Raw genomic sequence first — 23,008 nt, forward strand, 5'->3', positions numbered from 1 at the left:
AAGGAGGCCGTGTCCGTGAGCGAGATCCCCAGCTTTGTAGAAGAGTATAACCGTATTGTCGCCGACGCCCCCGGGCCGGCCGAGCTGTTCGGCCAATTCCCCGGGCTCCACCAGTACCTGGCCAAGGCAGCCGGCGAACTGGTGGAAAGCCACCTCATCCCCTGCCTGGCCGCTTCCCCTCCCGAGGGATGCTATGACGCCCGCATTCAGAGGATGAGCCATATCCTTTGCCGTGCCTTCGGCGGCTGCGTAGCCCTTGGGGTGGAGCTGGGCTACAACGAACGGGCCACGGAGTTTATTCACAGGCTGCTGCAAGAGGGCCCAAAAGGAGAGGAGGACGGAAAAGAAAAATAGGTTGCCCTTTTAGCACAGTGATCGGCGTCGGCCTCCCCCGCTGCGGGAGGGTTTCTTTTTTTCCATCGTTGGTTGATTGACATGTGTTACGCAATTAACATATATTCTAAACATCTAGATATTTAAATAAAGGGAGAGAGGGTATGCATGGCTGAAGCGGCCAAGGAGACCAAGAAGGTGCTTCTAATCTGTTCCCGCAACACCCTCGACGGGGTCTATCCACCGCTTATCCTGGGCCTCCAGGGGGTCCGGGCCGGGGCTGAAACGGCGGTCTTTTTCACATTTAACGGCCTGGACGTTATCCGCAGGGGCGGGATAAAGAAAGTTAAGTACTACATGCCGGGTCTCCTCGGGGCGGTCCCGGGCATGGCGGCCCTGGCGACGCGGATGATGCTCAGCATGGCGGAGAAGAAGGCCAATGTGCCGCCGCCGGCCGAGCTGCTGGAAATGGCCCGGCTGGAAGGGGTCAGGTTCTACGGCTGCCTTATGACCATGCAGATGATGGGGGTGACGAAGGACGACCTCATCGAAGGCGTGGAGGTCATCGACGCCGCCGGCTACATGCGGATGGCGCTGGATGCCGACGTCGAGCTATTCATTTAGTTGCCGGGGAGGCTGATGCGGTGAGCGGGGAAGACATTCGGCGTTACCGCAGGGACGCGGATCTGCTCAAGGCCCTGGCCCACCCGGCGCGCCTCTGCATCCTGCATGGGCTTCTCAGGGAGGACGCCTGCCGGGTCGGCCGGATCAGGGAATGCCTGGGCCTGCCGCAGTCCACGGTTTCCCAGCACCTGGCCGTCCTGCGCGCCCACGGGATTGTAGATGGGGAGCGCCAGGGGACCGCGGTCTGCTACCGGGTCGCCGACCGGCGGGTCCGCCGCCTGGCGGAGGCCCTTTGGGGCGGGGAGGACGCCGCGGAAGGAAAGGCGCCGCCGCCGGCGAAATAACAGGAAAAGGCATCGGGTGTATCCGGAGACAGGCCACGGTTTGAGGGAGCGAGGCATTCTTGACCCATAACAGCGAGTCGGCGATTAAGGCCGCCCTGGTTGCCAACGGCGCCATCGCGGTGATCAAACTGGTCGCGGCGATCTTCAGCGGCTCAAGCGCCATGGCCGCCGAGTTCAAACACTCCGTCGCCGACTGGGCGAACAGCTTCTTTCTTCTGTACGGGGTCCGGAGCGCGAACCGTCCCCGGGACCAGCATTACAACTTCGGTTACGGTAAGCGGGTCTTCTTCTTTTCTTTCCTGGCGGCCCTGGGGATGATCACGATCGGCGGTGCCCTTTCCATTTACGGCGGCGTCAGCAAGATCCTGCATCCCGAGCCGCTGGTGTATGTCGCCCTTAACCTGGGTGTTCTCGGCGCCAGCATCCTTTTTGAAAGCTATTCGCTCACCATGGCTTTGAAGGCCCTTTGCGCCGAGGCCGGGGTCGCCGCTTCGGGGCCGGCCCTGCTGGTCAAGGGGGCCCGCGCCCTGGTACGGGCCACCCCGTCGACCCGCTTCATCTTTTTCGAGGACTCCATCGCCCTCCTGGGCCTGTTAATCGCCGCCGCCGCTGTGCTCCTGGTGCACTTCACCGGACAGGTCTGGTTTGACGGCGCGGCCTCGATTATCATCGGCCTGATCCTCTTCTACGTGGGGATCAACCTGGCCAAAGACAACGCCGACATCATCACGGGGGAGTCCATCGGACCCGAGATGACCCGTGCCATTGGCGACTTTGTGATGGAGATGGCCGGGGTCACTGACATCCATGCCCTGCGCACCATGGCCATCGGCCCCAACGCCTACCTGTTGGAGATCATCATCGAGGCCAACGGGGAACTGCCCCTGGAAACCTCCGATGACCTCGGGTTTACGGTGAAGAAGGAGATCAAGAAACGGTTCCCCCAGATCAAGCATGCCTCGGTGACGGTGATGGCCGACAACCGCAACCGGAACTGGCCGACGGCTTTCTGCGCCGCCCTGCCGGAGGATGCGGCCGCGGGGACCTGTCCGGTGGATGCTCCCAAGGGACGCCCGGCCGGTACGGAGTAGGGCCTCGTCGGCGGGGGTACCGGTGATTCATCCGCGGCCCGGTTTTTACAGCGCGTCCCGCGCCGGCCGGTTGTGCCCGCCCCCGTGTCCGATGTATAATTAAGTTTAGAGCCGGAGTGGCGGAACAGGCAGACGCACGGGACTTAAAATCCCGGGGGCGGCGACGCCCGTGGGGGTTCGATCCCCCCCTCCGGCACCATATATAATAAAACACCCCGGACTTATACTCCTCTTCGGTGTCGCCGAAGGGGTTTTGTTTTATTGCCCGCGAGAGAGTCTATTGCCGTAAACGAGTAAATATGTAGGGAGCGACCGTGATCCAAACCAGAACCAAGAGCCACAGGTGCCCGGCAAGTATGTTGTAGTCGGCGAAGAGCCGCTCCCAGGGGTGTCCCATAACGTAATGCCCGACCCGCTCCTCTCCAAGACAGCCTTGTTGTAAGCCACATGCTTTCCACCCGGGCCGGGCCGCTTGGAAATATAGCCCCTTCGGCATGCGAAGGGGCGCTAGGGGTTTGTATCAGAAGAGTTGCAGGGGTGTTTCCTTCTACTGGCCCTGGGGCTGCTTCAGGAGACACAGCTCGGCCATTTTCAACCGCAAGGCGGGCGGGATCTGCAGGAACTGAAAGCCGGCGAAGGGGACATGATCGTAGCTCTTCTGCCATACGTTGTGCACCGGGAGGTCGAAGGCGGCGTTGTCCACACTGAATTTGACGCGCATCTTCCCGCCGGACTGGATGATCCTTTGCAGGTCGGGGACCAGATAGACCATCAGCCCCCCCGCCGAGACGTTGACCAGCACGGTCCGCGCCTGCAGTTCCCCGGCGGTGAAGAGGGCGTCGGTTACGGTCGACAGGCGCATAAACTGCCGGTGCTGCGTCCGAACCAGCTCTGCCGGTTTGGCGAGGCCGTAAAACTTATCCCCGCCGTCCCCCACCGCCTTCACCTCGGTCTCGGCGGTGTAAAAGCCGTCGTTCAGGGAGACGCCCATCCTCACCCTGTCGTTCTCCTGCAGGACCAGGACCTGGCCCGCTTCCCGGGGAAGGGTGGTCCAGAAGACGTCTTCTTCCACGGCGGTGACAACCGCCGGCAGGGCCGCCTGGAAGGATGTCTGCAGCCAGACCCGGCGTTTCTCGGTGATGACATCTTTCGTTCCCATCGTCGCCACGAGCCGACCACTCTCCTTGTCCTTTGTCGCCGGACCTTAACCCTGACCATCCGTTTTCTGCTCGGCGCCGGGCTACCGGACTGAACCTTATGTAGTGAGATAATCACGCCAGAACTCGTTGAAGTGGCTGGCGGTCAGCTTTTGCAGGCGGCCGATGACCGAAAGGGCCTCGCGGAGGGCGGCCTGCTCGCGCTTGCTGAGGCGGTGGGGGTTGATATAGTCGTCGGGCTCCAGCCCCTGCTGGTATTTCCGCAGGTTCTCCCGGATGCGGAACATCATGATCGTCTCGTAGGAAGCCTGGATAAACTCGGCGTCCTCCCGGTCGATGACGTCCTGAGCGACCAGTTCCTGCAGCCGGCCCAGGGTGGATGTTTTGGTGATCCCGTGCTTAATGGCGAAGATCCGGATGCAATTGACGATGTGCACCGCGGCCGAACTCTTGAGGTTGATTTCGTCCCGGTGCGGGCCGGATTTTTCGGTGATGAAACTGCCACGGAGCCCGAGCGGCGCCTTGTAACGGACCTCGTCCTGGGTAAGGAGATGGGATGCCGGCGTCGGCTCCTGGAAAGACCGGAAAACCTGTTTCCACAGCGCCTGTGCCAGGGCGGCTTCGCCGTATACGTGGCGAAAGTCCAGGAAGATGGTCAGCATCCGCACGCCGGAGGGGTCCACCCGGCGGATCCAGTCGTCCAGCACGCGGCACCAATCCCCGAGCGGACGGCACCACTTGGGGTTGGAGGCCGTTGTATCCCCTTTGCACTTCGTAAAGCCGGTGCGTGCCAGTCCTTCGACGACCTTTTCCCCCAGGCGGTGGAAGTAGTCGGCGGCGGCCGCGGCCTGGTCCGGCGGCGGGTCGGCGTAGACGACGGCGTTGTCCTGGTCGGTCCGCAGGGTCTGCTCGCGCCGCCCGGCGCTTCCGAGGCTGAGCCAGCAGTAAGGCTGAGGAGGCGGGCCGTAGCCCTCGTCAACCATCTCCTGCTCGCAGAGGGCGATGACCTGTCGCGTCAGGCGGTCGTGCAGCTCGGACATGATCTCAAACAGGGCGGGTACGGGCGCCTTTTCCGCGACGAGCGCGCTCAGGAGAAGGTCGACCTCGCGGCCCGTTTCCTCCAGGCCGGCCAGGCTGTGCTGGGCCTCAATGCGGTGAGCCACCCAGAGCGTGCCGGTGCTGCGCGCCTTGACCAGGTCGACGAGGGTGACGATGCCCACGAGCATTCCCCGGTCGACGACCGCCAGATGTTTCACGCCCTGCTTGATCACGGCGAGCAGAGCCTGGTGGAGAAAAGCCTGCGGCGTCAGGGTCACCAGGTTGCGGTTCATGACCTCCCCGGCGGGGGAGTGTGCGACGTCAAGGCACGTGGCCACCGCCTTGGCGACGAGGTCCTTCTCCGTGATCAGGCCGACCGGCTGGCCGATATCGTCGATAACGACGATGGCGCTGATGTTGCTCTCGCTCATCACCCGGGCGACGCCCATCACCGGATCCGATGGACGGCAGGTGATGACCGGGCTGGACATCACTTCCCCGACCTGCCGCCGGAAAAGGGTCGCGTCCGAGCGCCCGTAGGCCTCGTACGACTGCTCGGCCACGATCTCCTCGTAAAGCGCCCGCATGCGGTCGATGACACCCCGGCTGAAATAGACGGCCGCGTTTGGATCGTGGTAGATCAGCTTCTCGAAGGCGCTGCGGGGAATCAACAGGCAGGTTAGAGGCTCCTTCGCCAGGACCGAGCCGGAGTATGTTCCCCCGGAGAGGATGACGGTTTCCCCGAAGAAGTCGTTCAGCCGGCGGTAGCCGACTACGTTTTCCGCGCCGCGCTCGTTGGTTACCGAGACCTCCGCCAGGCCTTCCACGACGATGAAGAGGACGCCCAGGCTCGGCGACCCCTGCCGGAAGACATACTCCCCTTCGGCGTAGGTCTTAAAGTACATTTCGCCGCTGACCTCGTCGAGGAATGCCTGGTCCAGCGTTTGAAACGGGGCCAGGCGCCGCAGGACCTCCTGGACGGTTACATTGACGGCCACTCTTGCATGCACCCCCTTGGGAGGATAATAATTCCTACCGCTTTTCGGCGTGAGGGTTTACTTTTCCTTCAGCCTCACCGTGGTCTTTTGTAAGGAAGGGGTGATTTGGGGTGTGGTGAAGAGGGCGGGCCGGGAGCGTGCATACAGCCCGGCCGACTCAGTGCACCAAGGGCAGGCGGGCACGGAAGTAGCCGTAGACGAGGGCGCCCAGGAGCAGGAATCCTGCGATGCCGACCCCCGCGTAAAGGAAACGGACCAGGACGGTGAAACCGAGTTGGCCGGCTCCCAGGGCGGCCAGACCCGCTCCTGCGGCGATCAGGCGGAAACGGCCGGTTCCCGGAGCGGCGAAGCGGGAGGTGAAGCCGAAGAGGTCGCCGACGGCGGTGGTGTAGATCGCGGCCAGGAGGACGCCGGCGTAGGCCGCCTGGGCGAACGGCGCGACGACCCCGGCGGCGTAGGCCATGGGGATGGGAAAAGCGGCGGCGTCAGGGAGACTCAGGAGAACGAGATTGATGGCCAGCACCCCGACCCCCACGCCGACCCCGCCGGCAATGGCGCCGCGGGTCAGGAAGCGCCGTCGCTCGGCGAGGGCGCCCAGAGGCCCCAGGACGGCAACGGCGATAACGATGTTGTAGGACACGTAGGTCAGTGCCGAGACCGGCCAGGACGGGACGGCCGCCGCCCAGGGCTGGCGGGCGAGCTGGATCAGGGCCGGGCTCGGAGGATACAGGAAAAGGATCACGGCGGCCAGGGCGACCACCCCCAGGATCAGGACCGGGACGAGGAAGCTGAAGGAGCAAAGGATGCCGGTGAGGCCCAGGAGGACGGTGCCCAGGGTGACGGTCAGCATCGCTACGCTGCCGGTCCAGGGAGCGAGACCGAACTGCTGGCCGACGGTGGCGCCCGCGCCGGCGAGCATGGCTGCCAGGCCGCCGAACAGGAAGAAGGTCACGACGACATCCATCGCCGCGCCCATGAGCGGCCCGCCGGCGTGGCGGATGATCTCCAGGTGGGAGCGGGCCCCCAACTCGTGACCGAACTGCAGGATGACCGCGCCAAAGAAGATGAAGAGAACGGTGGCCAGGATCACGGCGGAGAACGAATCCGGGCCGAAGAAGGCGAAGAACTGCAGCACCTCCTGGCCGGAGGCGAAACCGGCGCCGATGGTCACGGCGATGTAGGCGGCGGCGATTTGAAAAGCCGTAAGACCATGTTTCCTTGCCATACGGTTAGTATGGGTTGCGCCGGCGGCTTCTATTTAGGTCCGGGCCGTAAACCCCAGGAGCAGGCGGTAGGGCCCCGGAGTGCCCGGCGGCACGAAGGCCACCCGGTCACCGGCCTGGATCGGATGATCTACGCCCACGGCCCTTCCGTTGAGAAAGACGGCCTCGATCTTGTCGAGAGGTATGTTTAGTTTTATGGCGAGTTCCTCCGCCGTCATCGGCTCCGGCAGGTTCACCAGTAACGGAAAAGGCCAGCCTCTTTCATTGAATAGTCCCTGTAAGTCACCAAAGGCCCGCACTTCGATAGGGTTCATCATCTGCGTGACGCCGGACTAGCGTCGGTTGCGCCGGGGGCTTCAAGGCATGCAAAAGTACCAGAAGGCGAACGCCCCCAGGCCGAGGATGACCAGAATGACCGCCCACATATTCGGCGCCTCCTTGTATCGTGCGCTCTCATACCCGTTCCGTAAAAAAAGTTCGTCAGGGGGGTTTTGAATCCTCTTCGGAAACCGGCGGGGAAAACTTGGGGAAGGGGGCCGCAACCGGACACCTAGCCGCCTGTCAGGGCACCTTGACGATCTTTTGGCGTAGCGGACTTGACAGGCTACTTGGCTTCTTGTGGGGGTGGACAAGATTTCGGTGCCGTTGGGCCTCGAACTCCCTCTCGTTACAAAGACTTCGACAAAGGGATGAGTTTTCCTTCTCTACTTGTTAAACTTTTAACGTTCTTTTGTTAAAAAAGTATGACAATCGTTGCAAGTTCAAGTCAGACGGGCATAGTGCCACCATACGAGAAACGGCGCCACCAGGTCCAGCCAGGCGATGAGCCATGTGCCAACCGCGCCGCGGCGATAGCCCCGCCGCCAGGCCCAGAGGCCGAAGCTGGCGGTGCGGATAGCGATGGCCAGGACGGCAACCATGATCAAGGTTTTGAAGATCACTTGCAGCTACCTCCTCACCGGTACCGTTTCGTGCAGCAGCCCGATCCGGCGGACCTTGAAGTCGATGATCACGCTGATTTCGGCCTCCGGAAAGCGGTTATGCCAGTCGTAGCCGGTCCAGGCCTGCCAGGTGGGGAAGTGCTTTTTCGCCTTTTCCCCAAAGCCGAAGATATCGGCGCGGAAGTCCTGCTGCGCCCTGGTGATCACCCGGGCGGCGTCACGCTGCAGCATGGCTTCCACCGCGCGCTCCAGTTCCGGGATCCTCGCCGGGCTGTCATACTCCTCCCCGCTCTGGATACTCAGGATGTCCCCCTCCAGGCGGATGACGGCCGTGACGCGGGGGACCTCGGCGGGGTCGACCCGGACCTCGGCCGCCTGCCGGGGGGTGACCCGGACGACGATGAACTCGCGCGGATGCCGGGGGTCCTTAGCCGAAATAATGGTGTGCTTCATATCCCCCCGCAGCATCTTGACGATGCCCAGTTCGTCCCCGTTGATCGTCCCCGCCATGCGGTCGCCCCGGAAAACGGCGCCGCCCATCAGCTCCAGCTTTACGCCGCCGGTGCGCGGGATATGCCCGGCGATGTAGCTGCCCTTCGGCTTGTAGGTCGGATCGGGCGGCCCCTTCTCCTTCTCCTGCAGCCCGGCCAGGACGGCCACCGGCGAGATGCCGTAGGACTTGGAGTTGTTGTAGAGTTCGTAGAAGGTGTCGTAAGGGATGAACTCGGTGTACTTCCAGCCGCCGGTGAGCAGTTCATAGAACTTGACCGGGTTGTCCTCCAGGATCGGGTTGATCTCTTTGATCAGCTTCTCCGCCCGCTCCTGGGCGATCAGGATGGCGGTCGTCCGCCGGAACTGGCGGAAGCGTGCCAGGGGAGCCAGGAGATCCCCCAGCCCTTCCTCGGCGAGATCCCTTGAGAAGACCACGATCTTGGCGTGTGAGAGGTCCGCCCGCCGGTCGAAAAAGGCGTTCAGCAGCTCCAGGGCGCTCAACAGGGTCGGGGCGTCCATGGAGACGGTGGAGACCGTCTGATTGCCGCCGCCACCTCCGCCACCGCCCACGCCGCCGCCCCCGGCCCCGCCGGCGATGGCCTTCGGTACGGCGACCTGCGCCGTGACCGTGAGCAGGTTCTCCCGGCCCTTGTCGATCCCCAGGGCCATAACCCAGGCCGTTTCGTCCAGTTCGCGGTAGCTCCAGCAGCCGCCGAGCAGCAGGACGGCCAGGACCGTGACGAGCAGTCTACGGATTTTGCGCGTCATCCCGCGGCAGCCCTCCCTTCCTATTGCGCCACCAGGTGGCGAGGGTCAGCACCAGGGTGATGAGACCGATGGCCGGCATGCTCCACAGCCGCAGGAAACCGTTGTCGAGTTCGATGGCGCTGGCCACGTTGACGGGGTAAAAGCTGACGGCCGTGACCAGGACCGCCGCGGGCAGGATGAAGACCTTGCTGCAGGGCAGTCTCAGGCTGCGGGAGAGGACCGCCGTGACCGCCCAGAGCGCCACCGCGAGTTGCACCAGGGCCATCATGACCCACATCGGCAGGAACAGGGCCTCGGCCCGCTGCAGGAAGCGCCCCAGCAGGACCAGGCGGGAGAGTTCGAAAACCGGCAGAGACAGCTCGCTGGTGACCGGATAGGGAAAACAGAGGCTGACGATCAGCACGCCCAGGGTCAATACGCAACCCGCCAGGCCGATACTCCAGAAGCCGATGGTCCGCAGCGCCCCCCGGGGGATGAAGGGGGTGAGGAAGAAGAGCAGGAAGATCTCGGCCACGACGCCGGAGGTCACCAATCCGCCACTCAGGAGGCGGCCGGGGCCGGACCCGCCCAGGGGCATGATGTTCTGGATGCTCCAGTAGGGCGTGGTCATGGCGAATAAAAGGGCCAATCCGAGGCCCAGGAAAAGACTGTAAACCCGGGCGACGCGGGCGATGGTGTCGAACCCCAGGTAAACCACGACCACGATGGCGGCGACGTAAAAGAAGACCACCACGCCGATCGGCGTGTCCGGCAGGAAACCGGTCAGCAGCCACTCGGAGAACTGCCGCAGGTTCAGGCCGGTGAGCAGCAGGATGATCATCAGGAAGAGGACGGAGACGGCCATGTTGACGTAAGGGCCGAGCAGCGCCTCTCCGGCCTCGATGATGGTGCGGCCGGGGAAGTGGTCCAGCACCCAGGCCAGGGCGAGGAAGATGACCAGGGCCACCAGCGTGTGCAGGACGGGCAGCAGCCAGGCCGCCGTGGTCCCCACATGGTAGAGGATGATCTGGTGCGAGAGGAACAGCTTCGCGATCAGGAAGATGACGGTGACCGTGACCGCCTCCTGCACGCCCAGGCGGGGTTCCCTAGCCACGGCGATCGCCTCCTCCTTCCGGGCCGCCCCGGGGTTTCCGGCGGTCACGTATCAGCCAGCCGCGGCTGACCCGCGGCTGGCGCTCCCGGCGGAGGGGGTCGAGGTAGTCGGGCCGGCTCTCCTGTTCCCAGGCCGGCCCGCGCCAGAAGTAGTCCGGGCTGGAAGCCGTGACCGGGGCCAGCGGCGCCAGGTAGGGGACGCCGAAGGAGCGCATGTTGGCCAGGAGCGCCACGTGGAGGAAGAGGCCGACGACAATCCCGAAGAGGCCCAGGATGCTGCCGAGCAGGATGTAGGCAAAGCGCAGGGCGCGGATGCTCAGGCCCAGGCCGTAGTTGGGGATGGCGAAGCTTCCCAGCGCGGTCACGGCGACGACCACGATCAGGATCGGGCTGACGATGTTCGCGGCGACGGCGGCCTGGCCCAGGATCAGGGCGCCGACGATACCCAGGGTCGTGCCGACGGTGCCCGGGATGCGGATGCCGGCCTCGCGGATCAGCTCAAAGGAGACCTCCAGGAGCAGAAGTTCGACCACCGTGGGGAAGGGCACCCTCTCCCGGGCGCCGGTCATGGCCAGCATCAGGTCGGTCGGAATGAACTCCGGGTGGAAGGTGGTGATGGCCACATAGACGCCCGGGAGCAGGAGCGCCACCAGAAAGCCCAGGAAGCGGATCAGGCGCAGCATCGTTCCGAAGGGAAAGCGGACGTAGGCGTCCTCCGCCGCTTGGAAGAGGGAGAAGAAGGTTGCCGGAACGATCAGGGCGAAGGGGTTGCCGTCGGGCAGGACGGCCACCTGCCCTTCCACCAGCGCCGCGGCGACGCGGTCCGGGCGCTCGGTGGCCAGGACCTGGGGCGCCAGCCCGTAGGGGGCGTCCTCGATGAGCTGCTCGATCAGCCCGCTCTCGCTCACCAGGTCGGAGCGGACCGATTGCAGCCGGCGCTTGACTTCAGTCACGATCTCCGGGTTGGCGATGGAGTCCATGTACATCACTGCGGCCTGGGCGGTGCTCATCTTCCCGATTTTGACGAACTCGGTGACCAGGGCCGGGTCGCGCAGGATCTTGCGCACCAGGGTGGTGTTGGTGCGGATATGCTCGACGAAGCTCTCCTGGGGACCGCGGATGACGGCCTCGATGCGGGGTGGGGAGACGCTGCGGTGCGCCCAGTTCTTGGTCTCGATGAGGAGCGCCTGGGCGCAGCCGTCGATGAGCAGGGCGGTGTCGGCGTTCATCACGCCGGCCACCACGTCCACGAAGGTCGCGGCGGGGGCGACCTGGTTCCCCGGCAGCAGGGTCTCCAGGACCTGGCGGAAGATCGGCGGAGCGGCGGCGACCTCGCGGTCCTTCTTCTCCTCCTTGTCCTTCTTGCCTCCCCGGTCGCCGTCCTCCGCGCCGGGACGGCGGTGATGGATCTTGAAGCTCGGCTTCTCCGGTCCCTTCCGGGGCTGTTCCGGGGCGGGGCGCAACCCGGCCAGGAGCATCAGCGGCTGCAGGATGAACTGGTCCTGGACGACGGTGCTCACCAGGCCGTCGTAGAAGATGATCATCGCCCGGACGGGGGGGTCGGTGTTGATGCTGAACTCGCGCAGGATGGCGTCGTTATTGACCTCGGCGCGGAAGAGGTTCTTTAAGACCTCCTTGTTGGCGTCCAGGCTGTCCGAGAGGCGGGCCCTTTCACGGATGATGGAGTTTAATCGTTCGGCCTCGGCGAGGTGTTGGCGTCCCTTGCCGGTCAGCGCGTCTTCGTTGCCGTTATCCTGTGAAGGGGGCGTCCGGGAGCTTTGACGGTCTTCGCCCCCGGATTCGAACCTGCCGGATGGTTCCTCCGGCTCTTTGAAAAGCAGCGTACGCTGCAGAAATCGCACAAGGCCCAAGGCGCAATCCCCCGCCCGTTCTATATCCATGTCTAGCTTTTGAAGTCAGGGGGGGGATATGCGAGGGGATAAATGGCGGAGATAGCTACATCCGGAACATCTTCTTGAGGGCGACATAATAGATGGCCAGGCCCAGCAGGCCGCCGACGCCCGCCAGGATCAGCAGGCCGGCGAGCAAGCTCTTCATAGCGCGTCACCTCCCGCCCGGACCTGGTGTTATTCTGTACCACATGATTTCCATCCACTCCGGACGACCGACGCCCGACAACCAATGGATCAGGGATTCACGCAGTGAATCCCTTCGAGTCTGACGCCCGACGCCCGACGACTGACCTAGCCGACCAGGATTTTCTCCTCCGGCATCCGCAACAGGCCCCGCCGCGCCTTTTCGGCCAGGGCGTAGGCGGCGGTCAGCGGACCGATGCGGCCCAGGAACATAGTGAGGATGATCAGGATACGGCCGGCCGGGGAGAGGTCGGGGGTTACCCCGAGGGAGAGGCCGACGGTGCCGAACGCGGAGACGGTTTCAAAAAACAGGGCGAGGAAGTTCTTCCCGGGCTCGGTGACGGTGAGCAGGAGGGTTACCGTTATGACCAGGGTCGCGGCCAAAACGGCCAGGGTCAGGGCGCGGGTTACCTGGCGATGGGGAAGACGCCGCCCGAAGACCTCGGGGCTCTCTTTGCCCTGGAGGGAAGCGACCACCGAGAGGGCGATGGCGGCGAAGGTCGTAGTCTTGATGCCACCCCCGGTGGAAGCCGGCGAGGCGCCGATGAACATCAGGATGATAATGAGGAACTGGGTCGCCACGTTCAGGCTCGTGAGGTCGACGGTATTGAACCCGGCCGTCCTGGGGGTGACGGACTGAAAGAAGGCAGCCAGGATTTGGGCGCCCGGGGTAAGCGACGCCAGGGCATGGTCGTGCTCCAGGGCCAGGAAGAGCACGGTGCCGAGGGCAAGCAGCAGCACCGTGGTGACGAGTACGAGCTTGGCGTGGAGAATCAGGGCGGCGAAGCTTCGCCGTTGGTAGATGTTCAGGATTACCGGGAATCCCAGCCCGCCCAGGATGATAAGAGCGGCGACCGAGAGGCTGACCGTCGGGTCGGCCGCATACGCGGTCAGGGAACGGAACTCTCCGAAGAGGTCAAACCCGGCGTTGTTGAAGGCCGATACGGCATGGAACAGGCCGAACCAGGCTCCTTTGGGGAAGCCGAATTCCAGTGTCCAGCGTAGACCCAGGATGACGGCGAAGGAGAGTTCGATGGCCAGGGTTAAGAGGATGATGTAGCGTGCCAGGCGGACTACTCCGGCCATGTCATTGACGTTCAGGCTTTCGCGGATCAGGATGCGTTGCCGCAGGCCGATGCGATAGCCCAGGAGGATATAGAGCAAGGCGGCCATGGTCATTATTCCCAGCCCGCCGATCTGGATCAGGGAAAGGATGACCACCTGGCCGAAGGTGGACCAGTGCGTCGCCGTGTCGACGACCACCAGCCCGGTGACGCAAACGGCCGATGTCGCGGTGAAGAGGGCTGTCAGGTACGTCGTCTCTTCGCCTGGGCGGGTGGCCCAGGGCAGGGAAAGGAGCAGGCTCCCGGCAAAGATGGCCGAGGCGAATCCGAGGGCGACGATTTGGGGAGGGGTGAGCCGCTGGAAAAGACCTTTACGCAACCCTGCGGTCAAGTTTGTGCCCCCCGGCGATGATGGTAAAGCGGTTACCGTTCATTCTTACTTAGAATGGGTTAGAGCGAGAGGCGATTATGCCCTGGCGGCGCCTAAAGGTAGATTACCGTGTCCCCCTCGACTTCCGGGTTCCCCACCAGATCAAGAGGCACCCGCTCCAGCCAGTCCGGGCCGTACTCGATCTCCATCTGCAGCACCCGGGCGCGGCCGTCCTCGGTGATGGCCCGCTTGTCGTCGTCCAGGGAACGCAAACTCGGGCGCGTTCCGGTAAAGTAACCGGCGGCGCCCTTAGGGTTCTTGCCGTACTTGCGGCAGAACCAGGAAAGTTCGACGGGTGTGACCAATCCCCCGGCGCGTGCGACCTCGGCCAGGGGAGCCACCCAGCGGATGGTCCCCACCAGGATCTCCTTGCCTCCCTCGCTGTAAAGGTTATGGATCTGGGTCTTGATGACCTTTAATTCCTGTTCCAGGACGGCCAGGCGGTCCACAAGGCTTTTCAGGAGATCGAGGTCGACTTCAACCTTCACCGGGTGCGCTCCCCTCTTACAGTGCAAAACCTTATTCCCTATCATAACGAATCGCCGGGTAAAGATCCACAGTTGAGGGAAGGAAACGGCCACCCAAAGGGTGGCCGGTCGATAACCAACGCCAAGTCTCTCCCGCCGTTTTTTAGGATCCCCGTTCAGGAACGGGCGCCGCCGGCCACCGACGGCGGCCGGTGGGGATCCCACTCCAGGTGGCACTTGTCGCACTCCAGCAGGGGGTGTTTCAGGTACCAGCCCAGGCAGAGGAGCCACCAGAGGGGGATGATCGTCATAAAAATGAAGTAAGCGATACCGATCAGTCCCAGGAAGACGGTCCCGCCGAAACCCCAGCCCAGGAACTTGCCGTACTGCCCGATCTTGACCACCTTTGTCGAGCCGCACTTCGGACACTCCAGGAGCATTGCCTAACCTCCTCTCTCTGTTCCCCGCGAAGAATTAGGACAGGCGTATCGCCTTTCATTATACCATTGTTGCGCCGTTGTTGCCGGGGCAACTTCATCCGCCGGCACCGGGAAAAACCCTTGACATGGACGGTCTCGTTCTGGTATCATTTTTCTAATTTCAAAAAGGTAAAGACCGTGAAGGGGAAAAGTAGGCCCGCCCCAGCCTCACAGGGAGGGTGCGTCACCGACTGCGAGCGCGTCCAGGCATGACCGGCTGAAGTTCTCCCCGGAGTTGCCGGCTGAAAGAGAAGCCAGAGGCCGGAAGTCGGAGAGCAGAATGCTCTGATTCTTTCCACCTCTTTCGATAATGATCTCTTGCTTCTGACTTCTTTTGAGTAGGTCGCGCCGGAATCTCCCGCCGTTACCCGGGAGGGGGTATCGGATTCGTCCCGTACCTTGCCGAAGCGGGTCTTACGACCAACCAGGGTGGTACCGCGGAGGGCGCAATGCCTTTCGTCCCTTAGGACGGAAGGCTTTTTGTTTGAGGGGACGGTTTCCCGTATCCTGTTGAGAGGGCCTTTTACGGCCAATTTGGGTGGTACCGCGGAAGCTTAAAGCCCGGCTTTCGTCCCAGGCGACGGAAAGCCGGGCCTTTTTATTCCTTAATCACAGAGGAGGGGATGCTTCATGCAGGTGATCACTTCCGGGGCCGCCGCTGCGGCGGCGCCCATCACCCCCGGTCCATACCCGCTGACCGGGCGGGGGGACCGGCCGGCGTCCGTCGTCCGCGTGGGGGCGCAGGTGGCTTTCGGTGAGCGCCGGGTGGTGGTTATCGCCGGGCCCTGTGCCGTCGAAGACCCGGTGCAAATGCGGGATGCGGCGCGGGCCGCGGCCGAGGCGGGAGCGATGATGCTCCGCGGGGGCGCCTACAAGCCGCGCACGTCGCCCTACAGTTTCCAGGGGCTGGAGCGGCGGGGGTATGAACTCCTGGCCGAAGCGGGGCGGGAGGCCGGGCTGCCTACGGTCAGCGAGGTCGTGGACGAGGAAAGCCTGGCCCTGGCCCTCGAATACGTGGATATGCTTCAGATCGGTTCCCGGAACATGCAGAACTTCCGCCTTCTGCGCGCCGTCGGGCGGGCCGGAAAACCCGTGCTCTTGAAACGCGGCCTGGCGGCGACGGTTAAGGAGTGGCTGATGGCCGCCGAGTACATCCTCGCCGAGGGCAACGACCAGGTGGTGCTCTGCGAGCGGGGTATCAGGACCTTCGAGACCGCCACACGGAACACCCTGGACCTCTCCGCGGTGGCTCTCGTGAAGCGCCTCAGCCACCTGCCGGTGATCGCCGACCCGAGCCACGCCACGGGCAACCCGGACCTGATAGCCCCGATGTCCTGCGCGGCCGTCGCCGCCGGCGCCGACGGCCTGATCGTGGAGATGCACCCGCGGCCGGAGAAGGCGCTCTGCGACGGAAAACAGTCCCTGACGCCCGAGGCGTTGGCGGACATGGTGCGCCAGGTGCGCGCCGTATGCCCCGCCGTGGGGCGCGAGCTGTGAGAGGGGGGGATCGCCTGATGACAGATCAGCCGCCCGTCCGGATCGGGTACTTGGGTCCGGAGGGAACCTTTTCCGAGGAGGCGGCCCGCGGGCGCGCGCGCGCCTGGCCGGCCGCCGAACTGGTGCCGCTGCCGTCCCTGGAGGACGTTATCCGCGCCCTGCGCGCGGGCGACCTTGACGAGGCGGTGTTGCCGGCCGAGAACGCCGGGGAGGGAGCGGTGACCGCCACCCTGGATCTCCTGGTTTACGAGACCGACGACCTGGGCATTCAGGCGGAGATGGTGCTCCCCGTCCGCCACTCCCTGGCCGCCCGCCCCGGGGTGCGGCTCGAGCAGGTCACCCGCGTATTGTCGCACCCCCAGGCCCTGGGTCAATGCCGCGGCTGGCTTGCCCGTCACCTTCCGGGCGCCGTGCTGGAGGAGACGGCGAGCACGGCCCAGGCCGCGGCCCGGGTGGCGCGCTCCGGAGAAGCCTTGGCGGCCGTGGCCGCCCCCCGCGCCGCGGCGCTGCACGGCCTGACCGTCCTGGCCGGCGACATCGCCGACCTCTCCCGCAATGCCACCCGTTTCCTTGTCCTCGCGCGGGGGCCGGGAGCCGGCGGCGGCCGCAAGACCTCACTGGTGACCGCCCTTGCCGACCGCCCCGGCGCGCTCTACGACCTTCTCGGTGAGTTCGCCCGGCGGGGGATAAACCTCTCGCGCATCGAATCCCGTCCGGCCCGCACGCGCCTGGGGGAATACCTTTTCTTGATCGATATCGAGGGGAGCCCGGAGGCGCGGGCCCTGGCCCAGGCGCTGGACGGCGCACGGGCCCTTTGCACCAGCCTGCGCGTCCTCGGTTCATACGATGTGTTTGAGCGGGGTTCATCACCGGACGCGGCCGTACCGAGCATCCCCGCCTTGCGGGAATCCATCGATGCTCTTGACGGCCGGCTGGTTGAGCTTCTGGCACGCCGGACGGCCCTCGCGCGGGAAATCGGGCGGCTCAAGCGGGGACCCGTGCGCGACCCGCGCCGGGAACGGGAGGTCATTGCCCGGGTACGCCGCCTGGCCGCCGGGTACGGCCTGGACCCCGAGACGACGGAGGGTGTCTTTCGCCTCATCCTGACCCACTCGGTCATGGTACAGACCGCACAGCGGGGCATATTCCTCCAGGCCTGTCCCAATCCGCCAGGAGCCCCATAACTTACAGGTTTCAAGGCTCATCTCCCCCGTGCTACGCTGTAGACAGCCAGACCAAGGGAGGAGGAGAGCTTTGAAGAACAAGAGGTTTTTGCGCGTTACACTGGCCTTGACGCTGGCACTTCTTCTGGCCGTATCGGTTGTTGCGCCGGCCTTGGCCGCGACGGACGGCCGGGAGGCGAACAGCCTCACCGTCTATTACGTGAAGAAGGCCGCAAACGAGGTCTATCTTGTTCGTGAGACCCATCCCACGAACCACCGCATCCTGGGCTGGTTCGCCTTGGACGAGGTTATCCATGGCAAGGCCCGGACCCCGGGCGTTTTGCATCCGTTCAACCCCGACACCTGGGTGAAGAGCATCGTCACCGTCCAGGGGCGCACCACCGTGGACTTTACGGCGAAGATTCTCCGCGATGATGTTCCCTGGTCAGTTCGTCAACTGGCCGTGCAGGCGTTGGTCAACACCCTGACCGAGTTCCCCGAGACCAAACAGGTCCGCTTTACCGTCAACGGTGTGCAGTACCCCTGGCTGTACCAGTACCGCACGCGGGACCTCTCGCAGGTCCGGGGCGGGGAGCAGGGGCCGGTGGAGCCGTCCATTTCCGTCAACGTTCACGACTGGCAGTGGATCGGCTCGCCGCTCGCGGTCCGCGGAAAGACCGGGAACTTCAGCGGCCTGGTGCTGGTCGAGCTGAAGGACTACGACGGTGACCTTGTTGCCCGCGGATGGGCGTGGGTCGGCGAGGGAGCCAACGGCTTCAGTACCTGCCTGACCTACGAGACGCCTCAGGACTGGGTCGGGAGCCTCACGGTGACCACCTGGAACGCCGGCGACTGGAGCAAGGGTCCGGGCCTCGAAGTGCCGGTTCTTTTCAGCCGCCCGTGAGCAAGCATCGTTTTCCGCTTTTCCAATTTAACTTAATGATGGCCTTTTCGACCTTGTCCAGGTGGTCGTACATCGCTTGGCGTGCCTGTTCCATGTTCCCCTGGCGGATCTCCTCGAAAAGCGCCCGGTGCTCGCGCAACAGGCGCTGCGGGGTACCCGGCGTCAGGTAGAACTGCCGGCGCGCCGCGTACAGCATCTGGCGCATCGTTCCGGCGATGGTGTTCATCAGCCGCACCAGGAGCGGGTTCTGCGTCGCCACGGCGACGGCGTAATGGAAGCGCCAGTCGGCATCCTCGCCCAGGTCACCGCTGACGATGTCCCGCTCCATCTGGACCAGGGCCTGTTCCATTTGGTCCAGGTCCTGCTGCCCGTGCCGCAGGGCGGCCAGCCCGGCCGAGGCCACCTCGAGTACCTTGCGCAGTTCCAGCAGTTCACGGATCATGTCGCGCTCGGTCATCAGCACCAGGCCGATCGTCTCGATCAGGGACCCCAGGTCGCACTTTCGGACGAAGGCCCCCTCCCCCTGCCGCACCTCGATAATACCCATCGCCTCCAGGGCGCGAAAGGCCTCTCGCACGGCGGCCCGGCCGACCTCCAGCCTGTTGGCCATCTCCCGCTCGGAGATCAGGCGGTCTCCCGGGTTCAGTGTCCCCATGGCGATCATGTGCTTGATCTGTTCGATGATCTCTTCGTAAGTCTTGCGACGGCGAATCGGCTTGAATTCCGGCACGTTGCACTCCCCCTGGTCCAATGATTCGGGCGGCCCAAGGCGGACCGGGACTGCTACCAGGATGGTCCGGATTACGGTCAAGACAGCGGCCGTATAGCCCTTTCATCTTTTGAAATGTCCAGCGCGTAAAATAGAGGAAGAGAATCGGATTGTTCAGTCGCCGCGGTAGAGGACCCGGGGACCGACCTCCGCCAGGTTTCGGCATCCGGTCAGGATCATGGCCTGTTTCAGTTCGGCGGTCATTTTTTCGAGGATCAAGCGCACGCCGTCGGCCCCGCCCCCGAAGGCGCCGATAACCAGCGGGCGGCCGACGAGCACCGCGCGGGCGCCGAGAGCGAGGAGCTTCAAGGCGTCCACTCCGGATCGCACGCCCCCGTCCGCCAGGACGGTAATGCGGTCGCCGACGGCGCGGACGATTTGCGGGAGGACGTCGGCCGCTCCGGGGGTATGGTCCAGGATGCGGCCTCCGTGGTTGGAGATCACGATGGCGGCCGCCCCGGCCTCCACGGCCAGTTCCGCCTCGTCGACCGTCATCACACCTTTAAGAATGAACGGCAAGCGGGTGGCGGCGATAACCTCGCCCAGCTCCCCAAGGGTCTTCGGACCGACGGGCTGGCCCTTGAGGGCCATAGTGACCAAGCCGGCGCCGTCGATGTCGACCCCCGCCGCCCGTGCACCGGCCTCTTCGGCGCGGGCCAACCGTTGGCGGATCGCCTCCTGCGCCCGGGGCTTGATGATCGGCACCCCCCGCCCGTCCTCGGCGGCGACGGCCTCCAGACCGGAGTCGTACATCGCTGGGTCGGCGCCGTCCCCCGTAAAGCCGAGGGATCCGGCCATCCGGCTGCCGGTCACGATCGCCCCGATAAACTCCCGCTCGGTCAGGGCCCCGCCCATGTTATACGGGGTGCCGGTGATCGGGGCGGCCAGGATGGGAGTTGCCAGCTCCTCCCCGAAGAGGGTGAGGCGGGTATCAGGATCGACCGCATCGTGGATGGTTCGCATGTTAAGGTGCAGACGCGCCAGGGCTTCAAGGTTGGCCTTGAAGCCGGCCCCTGTGCCGACACCCCCCATTCCCGGCACCTCGCCGGCGCAGACCCGCCCGTCACAGACGGGGCAGACCCGGCAGTAGCCCTGCATCCTCTCCCTGGCAACCTTGCGCATTGCCTCCAGGTCCATGCTCCAAATAGTCCTCCTTCGTGGCGTTTGAGGCGGGACCTTGACGAAGTTTCAACCTCCTTTCCGGCTTGTTTGTCCCGCCGGTGGTCTGACCAGTAGACCACTGTATAAGACACACTATTCAATCAATTCTGGCAATATCCTTCAGGGTAAGAAAAAAGGGAAGAAGAATTTTGTATTTTTTTCGGGGAAACCTGAGCCGCGGAAGCGGGGTGGCGGGTGGACCCGGCTGAAGACCGAAGAGCAGTGACAGACTGGAGGCTCGGCCGGGGTGTCCTAGATTTTACGGCGGAGGCGGTAAACGGCGCGGGCCAGAAACACGACCAGACCGGTACCGGCGGCAAAGATGAGAAACATGGCGATGGCTCCGAAGTCAATCATGGGCGTGTTGACCCCCTTTCCCCCAAAAGCTTCCCCGGGGCGGCGGGCCTTATGCGTAAAAAGACCGGCTTTTGTATGCCGGTCTTTCCCTGGGAGAGGTGCGTAATCCTACGCTATTCGGTTTTGCCACCATGATATGTCAGAGGCCGCCGGGATGTGCCTTCCCCACTTACTCGCGGTCTTTCAGTGTGGGACGGGCCATGCGTACGATATATAAATAGGCGGCCAGGCCGCCGACGACGATCGCCGCCAGGGCTACGAATCCTGCCGTGGTCATAGTGAGAGCACCTCCCCTCTTACGTTTCTTTTCCGCCGGGCCGGGCTTACGGCAGACATTTTCGCATGCGATGATTTACGGTGCCGGCGGGAAAATGTCCCCGCTCTCGGATACCGTATCGGGCGCCGGGGGCGGCGCCGTCCTCTGCTCCCGCAACCGGTTTTCCTCCTTCGCGGGCGGTCCCGGGGCGGGCTCCGCGGGAGCCCCGGGTTGCGGTGCGACCGGAAGCAGCAGAGAAGCAAGGCGCGGGTCGCGGGCCATGTCGCGTACCAGGTCACGCATCTCGGGCCGGGCCATCAGGTCGAGGGCTGACCGGCGGGCCTGCGGGTTGCCGAGGGTTTCGGCCAGAGCCTTCCGCATCCTGTCGTCGTCCAGCATGCGGATCATGGCCTCCCGCGCCTCCGGGAGACCGAGGATGACTCCAAACGCTTCCTGCATCCGGACCGAACCCAGCCAGGAAGCGAAGGTGCGCTGCATGCGTTCGCTGGCGAAGATCTCGATCATCGGTCCCTGCACGCGTGGGGAACTCAGAATGTTGATCATCTCGCCCCGGTGACGGGGGTCGGTCAGGAAATCCTCCACCGCGCCCGCGGTCGGCGGCGGGAAGGCGGGACGCCGGGCGGCGTTGGGGCCGAAAACAAGGGTTCCCCAGACGCCGGCCGCGAGGGCCAGGATAGCCGTTCCCGTCAGTAACGCCCACCACCGGCGCGCCGGGTTTCCCGCCCGGTTACCCGTTCCCCCTCGAGGACCGTCCTGTTCCGTGCTGGGCATCGGGATTCCCTCCCTCCCCCCGTTTTTTTAGTTATGCATCCTGAATCACGGAGTTATCCGGGCGGCAGGAATCGAAGGAGCGTCTGGCAAAAAAAACAGACAAAACCCTGGGAGGTGTCGCTGCTGGGCCGTGCTAAGGCCTCGTATCGGGGTATATGGTTAATCATGGCATTCTCCCTGGTCCTTCTGGCGGGGATTGTCCTTTTCCCGGTCGAGGAGGGTTCGCGTCCGTTAGAGCAAGGGCAGCTTGGCGGGAAGCAGATCCCCCTTGTGGTGCTGGGGGGCGGGGAGGGATCCCTGACCCAGTACGATGTACGGTCCGTCTGGCTTGGTGTGGGGCGTGGCGCGCCGCCCGGAGGGGATGAGACGGCGGAGATGCTGATCCTCGACGGGCGGGCCTTTCTGGCGGAACACGGGCGTAAGAGCCCCGCGCCCTCGCGGGCGCTGGTGGATGTGGAGCATGCCGTCGGCCTGGCGGACGCGGCCCGCCCGGCGGCCTTCCTGTCCCTTTCCCCGGGACGCCCGGTGACGTTGGCGGAGCTGAACAACCAGATTATCAGCCGCCTGTCGGGCCCGGCCTTTGTCCTTGGGGTGGGCGAACTGGTCGACATCTCCTGGAGGGGGAAGGCCCGCGGGGTGCTGGCCGGGTACGTCGCACCGCCGGGCTCCCACCCTTTGGGCGGCGCCCGGGACGGCGCGGGGGAGGGGGAGATCCTCTGGCTGGAGACACCCGTACCCTTCCGGCCGGTGATGACTCCGCAGGAGACGGTGGCGGCGGCCCGCGACGGCTGCGCACGCACGTCTCCCGCGGCGCTCGGCCCCGGGGCGCGGTTCGTGTCCGCCGCCGTCTATGCCTGGCCGTCGCAAAAGACGAAGCCGGCGCAGGATATCGTGGATCCGCCGCTGGTCGACCTGAGCGTGTTCGCCCCGGACATCATGCAGGACGTCCGCTATGCCACGCCCTATAATTTCACCGGACAAACCATTTACCCGGCGGCCCGGTGTTACCTGGCACGACCGGTGGCGGAGCGGCTGTCGCGGGTCAACCGGGCGTTGATGCGGCAGGGATACCGCCTTAAGGTCTTTGACGGCTACCGGCCCACCTCGGCCCACTGGCGGCTCTGGGAACTGGCCGAGAACAGGGACTACCTGGCGAGCCCCTGGAGCGGGTCGCGGCACAGCCGCGGAGCCGCGGTTGATTTAACCCTGGTCACCCTGGACGGGCGCCCGTTGGAGATGCCCACCGAGTTTGACGCCTTTTCCGATAAGGCCCACCGGCAGGCGCCGATGCGGGAGACGGTCCGCCACAATCTGGAGATCCTGACGCGGGCGCTGGTCGCGGAGAACTTCTATCCCCTGCCCAACGAGTGGTGGCATTTTGATTACCTGGGCTGGGCCGCTTTTCCCCTGCGTGACATCCCGCTCGATTAAACCCCCCGGAGACCCGCGCTTGACTTGCGCCGCCGGTACAT

22 protein-coding genes and 1 tRNA gene are annotated in these 23,008 nt (G+C 64.5%); 9 read left to right on the forward strand and 14 right to left on the reverse strand.

All coding sequences use genetic code 11. From position 1 onward, the window contains the following. Nucleotides 1-15 precede the first annotated feature (15 nt). From QMC81_00240 to QMC81_00260, 5 genes are all read left to right on the forward strand, one after another. The gene (locus QMC81_00240; GenBank protein ID MDI6905900.1) at nucleotides 16-354 is read left to right on the forward strand and encodes a hypothetical protein; all 339 of its coding nucleotides are present in this window, start codon (nucleotides 16-18) and stop codon (nucleotides 352-354) included. Nucleotides 355-501: 147 nt separating this feature from the next. After that, entirely contained in the window at nucleotides 502-957 is a 456-nt protein-coding gene (locus tag QMC81_00245; GenBank protein MDI6905901.1) for a DsrE/DsrF/DrsH-like family protein, read from the forward strand. A 20-nt stretch (nucleotides 958-977) separates the two neighbouring features. Then, nucleotides 978-1,301, forward strand: a complete 324-nt coding sequence (locus QMC81_00250) for a metalloregulator ArsR/SmtB family transcription factor (GenBank protein MDI6905902.1) — start codon at nucleotides 978-980, stop codon at nucleotides 1,299-1,301. 59 nt (nucleotides 1,302-1,360) lie between these two features. Continuing rightward, a complete protein-coding gene (locus QMC81_00255) occupies nucleotides 1,361-2,392 on the forward strand; it encodes a cation diffusion facilitator family transporter (GenBank protein MDI6905903.1) in 1,032 nt (343 codons plus the stop codon). 110 nt (nucleotides 2,393-2,502) lie between these two features. Continuing rightward, nucleotides 2,503-2,591: transfer RNA gene (locus tag QMC81_00260), tRNA-Leu, on the forward strand. 348 nt (nucleotides 2,592-2,939) lie between these two features. On the opposite strand, the gene QMC81_00265 is transcribed toward QMC81_00260, so the two are convergent. From QMC81_00265 to QMC81_00315, 11 genes are all read right to left on the reverse strand, one after another. Then, a complete protein-coding gene (locus tag QMC81_00265) occupies nucleotides 2,940-3,551 on the reverse strand; it encodes a PilZ domain-containing protein (GenBank protein ID MDI6905904.1) in 612 nt (203 codons plus the stop codon). Nucleotides 3,552-3,647: 96 nt separating this feature from the next. Then, nucleotides 3,648-5,585, reverse strand: coding sequence for a DUF294 nucleotidyltransferase-like domain-containing protein (locus QMC81_00270; GenBank protein MDI6905905.1), 1,938 nt, complete (start codon nucleotides 5,583-5,585; stop codon nucleotides 3,648-3,650). Nucleotides 5,586-5,742: 157 nt separating this feature from the next. Beyond that, nucleotides 5,743-6,810: a hypothetical protein gene (locus tag QMC81_00275; protein MDI6905906.1), complete on the reverse strand. Its 1,068-nt coding sequence runs from the start codon at nucleotides 6,808-6,810 to the stop codon at nucleotides 5,743-5,745. Between the two features lie 33 nt (nucleotides 6,811-6,843). Beyond that, nucleotides 6,844-7,125, reverse strand: a complete 282-nt coding sequence (locus tag QMC81_00280; protein ID MDI6905907.1) for a MoaD/ThiS family protein — start codon at nucleotides 7,123-7,125, stop codon at nucleotides 6,844-6,846. Nucleotides 7,126-7,569: 444 nt separating this feature from the next. Further along, the gene (locus QMC81_00285) at nucleotides 7,570-7,749 is read right to left on the reverse strand and encodes a hypothetical protein (protein MDI6905908.1); all 180 of its coding nucleotides are present in this window, start codon (nucleotides 7,747-7,749) and stop codon (nucleotides 7,570-7,572) included. Between the two features lie 6 nt (nucleotides 7,750-7,755). Next, nucleotides 7,756-9,009, reverse strand: a complete 1,254-nt coding sequence (locus QMC81_00290) for a Ger(x)C family spore germination protein (GenBank protein ID MDI6905909.1) — start codon at nucleotides 9,007-9,009, stop codon at nucleotides 7,756-7,758. Then, complete coding sequence (locus QMC81_00295) at nucleotides 8,990-10,102, reverse strand: GerAB/ArcD/ProY family transporter (protein ID MDI6905910.1); 1,113 nt, start codon at nucleotides 10,100-10,102, stop codon at nucleotides 8,990-8,992. Before QMC81_00295 ends, QMC81_00290 begins: the two co-directional genes overlap by 20 nt. Then, on the reverse strand, nucleotides 10,095-11,963 hold the full coding sequence (locus QMC81_00300) for a spore germination protein (GenBank protein MDI6905911.1): 1,869 nt from the start codon (nucleotides 11,961-11,963) through the stop codon (nucleotides 10,095-10,097). The genes QMC81_00295 and QMC81_00300 overlap by 8 nt, the downstream gene beginning before the upstream one ends. A gap of 342 nt (nucleotides 11,964-12,305) precedes the next feature. Continuing rightward, nucleotides 12,306-13,652 carry a TrkH family potassium uptake protein gene (locus tag QMC81_00305; protein ID MDI6905912.1) on the reverse strand — a complete coding sequence of 449 codons (1,347 nt, stop codon included), beginning with the start codon at nucleotides 13,650-13,652 and terminating at the stop codon, nucleotides 12,306-12,308. A gap of 92 nt (nucleotides 13,653-13,744) precedes the next feature. Then, nucleotides 13,745-14,179, reverse strand: coding sequence for a hypothetical protein (locus QMC81_00310; GenBank protein MDI6905913.1), 435 nt, complete (start codon nucleotides 14,177-14,179; stop codon nucleotides 13,745-13,747). Between the two features lie 155 nt (nucleotides 14,180-14,334). After that, nucleotides 14,335-14,598, reverse strand: a complete 264-nt coding sequence (locus QMC81_00315) for a hypothetical protein (GenBank protein MDI6905914.1) — start codon at nucleotides 14,596-14,598, stop codon at nucleotides 14,335-14,337. 669 nt (nucleotides 14,599-15,267) lie between these two features. On the opposite strand from QMC81_00315, the gene aroF reads away from it, so the two are divergent. The 3 genes from aroF to QMC81_00330 all read left to right on the forward strand — a co-directional run bounded on the left by aroF (nucleotide 15,268) and on the right by QMC81_00330 (nucleotide 18,201). Next, nucleotides 15,268-16,134 (forward strand): 3-deoxy-7-phosphoheptulonate synthase, encoded by an 867-nt coding sequence (aroF, locus tag QMC81_00320; protein MDI6905915.1) that lies wholly within the window; start codon nucleotides 15,268-15,270, stop codon nucleotides 16,132-16,134. Nucleotides 16,135-16,151: 17 nt separating this feature from the next. Continuing rightward, nucleotides 16,152-17,318 carry a prephenate dehydratase gene (gene pheA, locus QMC81_00325; GenBank protein ID MDI6905916.1) on the forward strand — a complete coding sequence of 389 codons (1,167 nt, stop codon included), beginning with the start codon at nucleotides 16,152-16,154 and terminating at the stop codon, nucleotides 17,316-17,318. Nucleotides 17,319-17,388: 70 nt separating this feature from the next. Then, nucleotides 17,389-18,201, forward strand: a complete 813-nt coding sequence (locus QMC81_00330) for a GerMN domain-containing protein (GenBank protein MDI6905917.1) — start codon at nucleotides 17,389-17,391, stop codon at nucleotides 18,199-18,201. Here the strand turns inward: QMC81_00330 and QMC81_00335 are convergent. The 3 genes from QMC81_00335 to QMC81_00345 form a co-directional block, all read right to left on the reverse strand. Continuing rightward, nucleotides 18,188-18,931: a FadR/GntR family transcriptional regulator gene (locus tag QMC81_00335; protein MDI6905918.1), complete on the reverse strand. Its 744-nt coding sequence runs from the start codon at nucleotides 18,929-18,931 to the stop codon at nucleotides 18,188-18,190. The genes QMC81_00330 and QMC81_00335 overlap by 14 nt on opposite strands. A 153-nt stretch (nucleotides 18,932-19,084) precedes the next feature. After that, nucleotides 19,085-20,107, reverse strand: a complete 1,023-nt coding sequence (locus QMC81_00340; GenBank protein ID MDI6905919.1) for an alpha-hydroxy-acid oxidizing protein — start codon at nucleotides 20,105-20,107, stop codon at nucleotides 19,085-19,087. A gap of 733 nt (nucleotides 20,108-20,840) precedes the next feature. Continuing rightward, nucleotides 20,841-21,536, reverse strand: a complete 696-nt coding sequence (locus tag QMC81_00345) for a hypothetical protein (protein MDI6905920.1) — start codon at nucleotides 21,534-21,536, stop codon at nucleotides 20,841-20,843. A 165-nt stretch (nucleotides 21,537-21,701) separates the two neighbouring features. Between QMC81_00345 and QMC81_00350 the strand changes: the two genes are divergently transcribed. Then, nucleotides 21,702-22,967 carry a M15 family metallopeptidase gene (locus QMC81_00350; protein ID MDI6905921.1) on the forward strand — a complete coding sequence of 422 codons (1,266 nt, stop codon included), beginning with the start codon at nucleotides 21,702-21,704 and terminating at the stop codon, nucleotides 22,965-22,967. The last annotated feature ends 41 nt before the right edge of the window (nucleotides 22,968-23,008 follow it).

This window comes from Thermoanaerobacterales bacterium, from assembly GCA_030019475.1.
GTDB lineage: Bacteria > Bacillota > Desulfotomaculia > Desulfotomaculales > JASEER01 > JASEER01.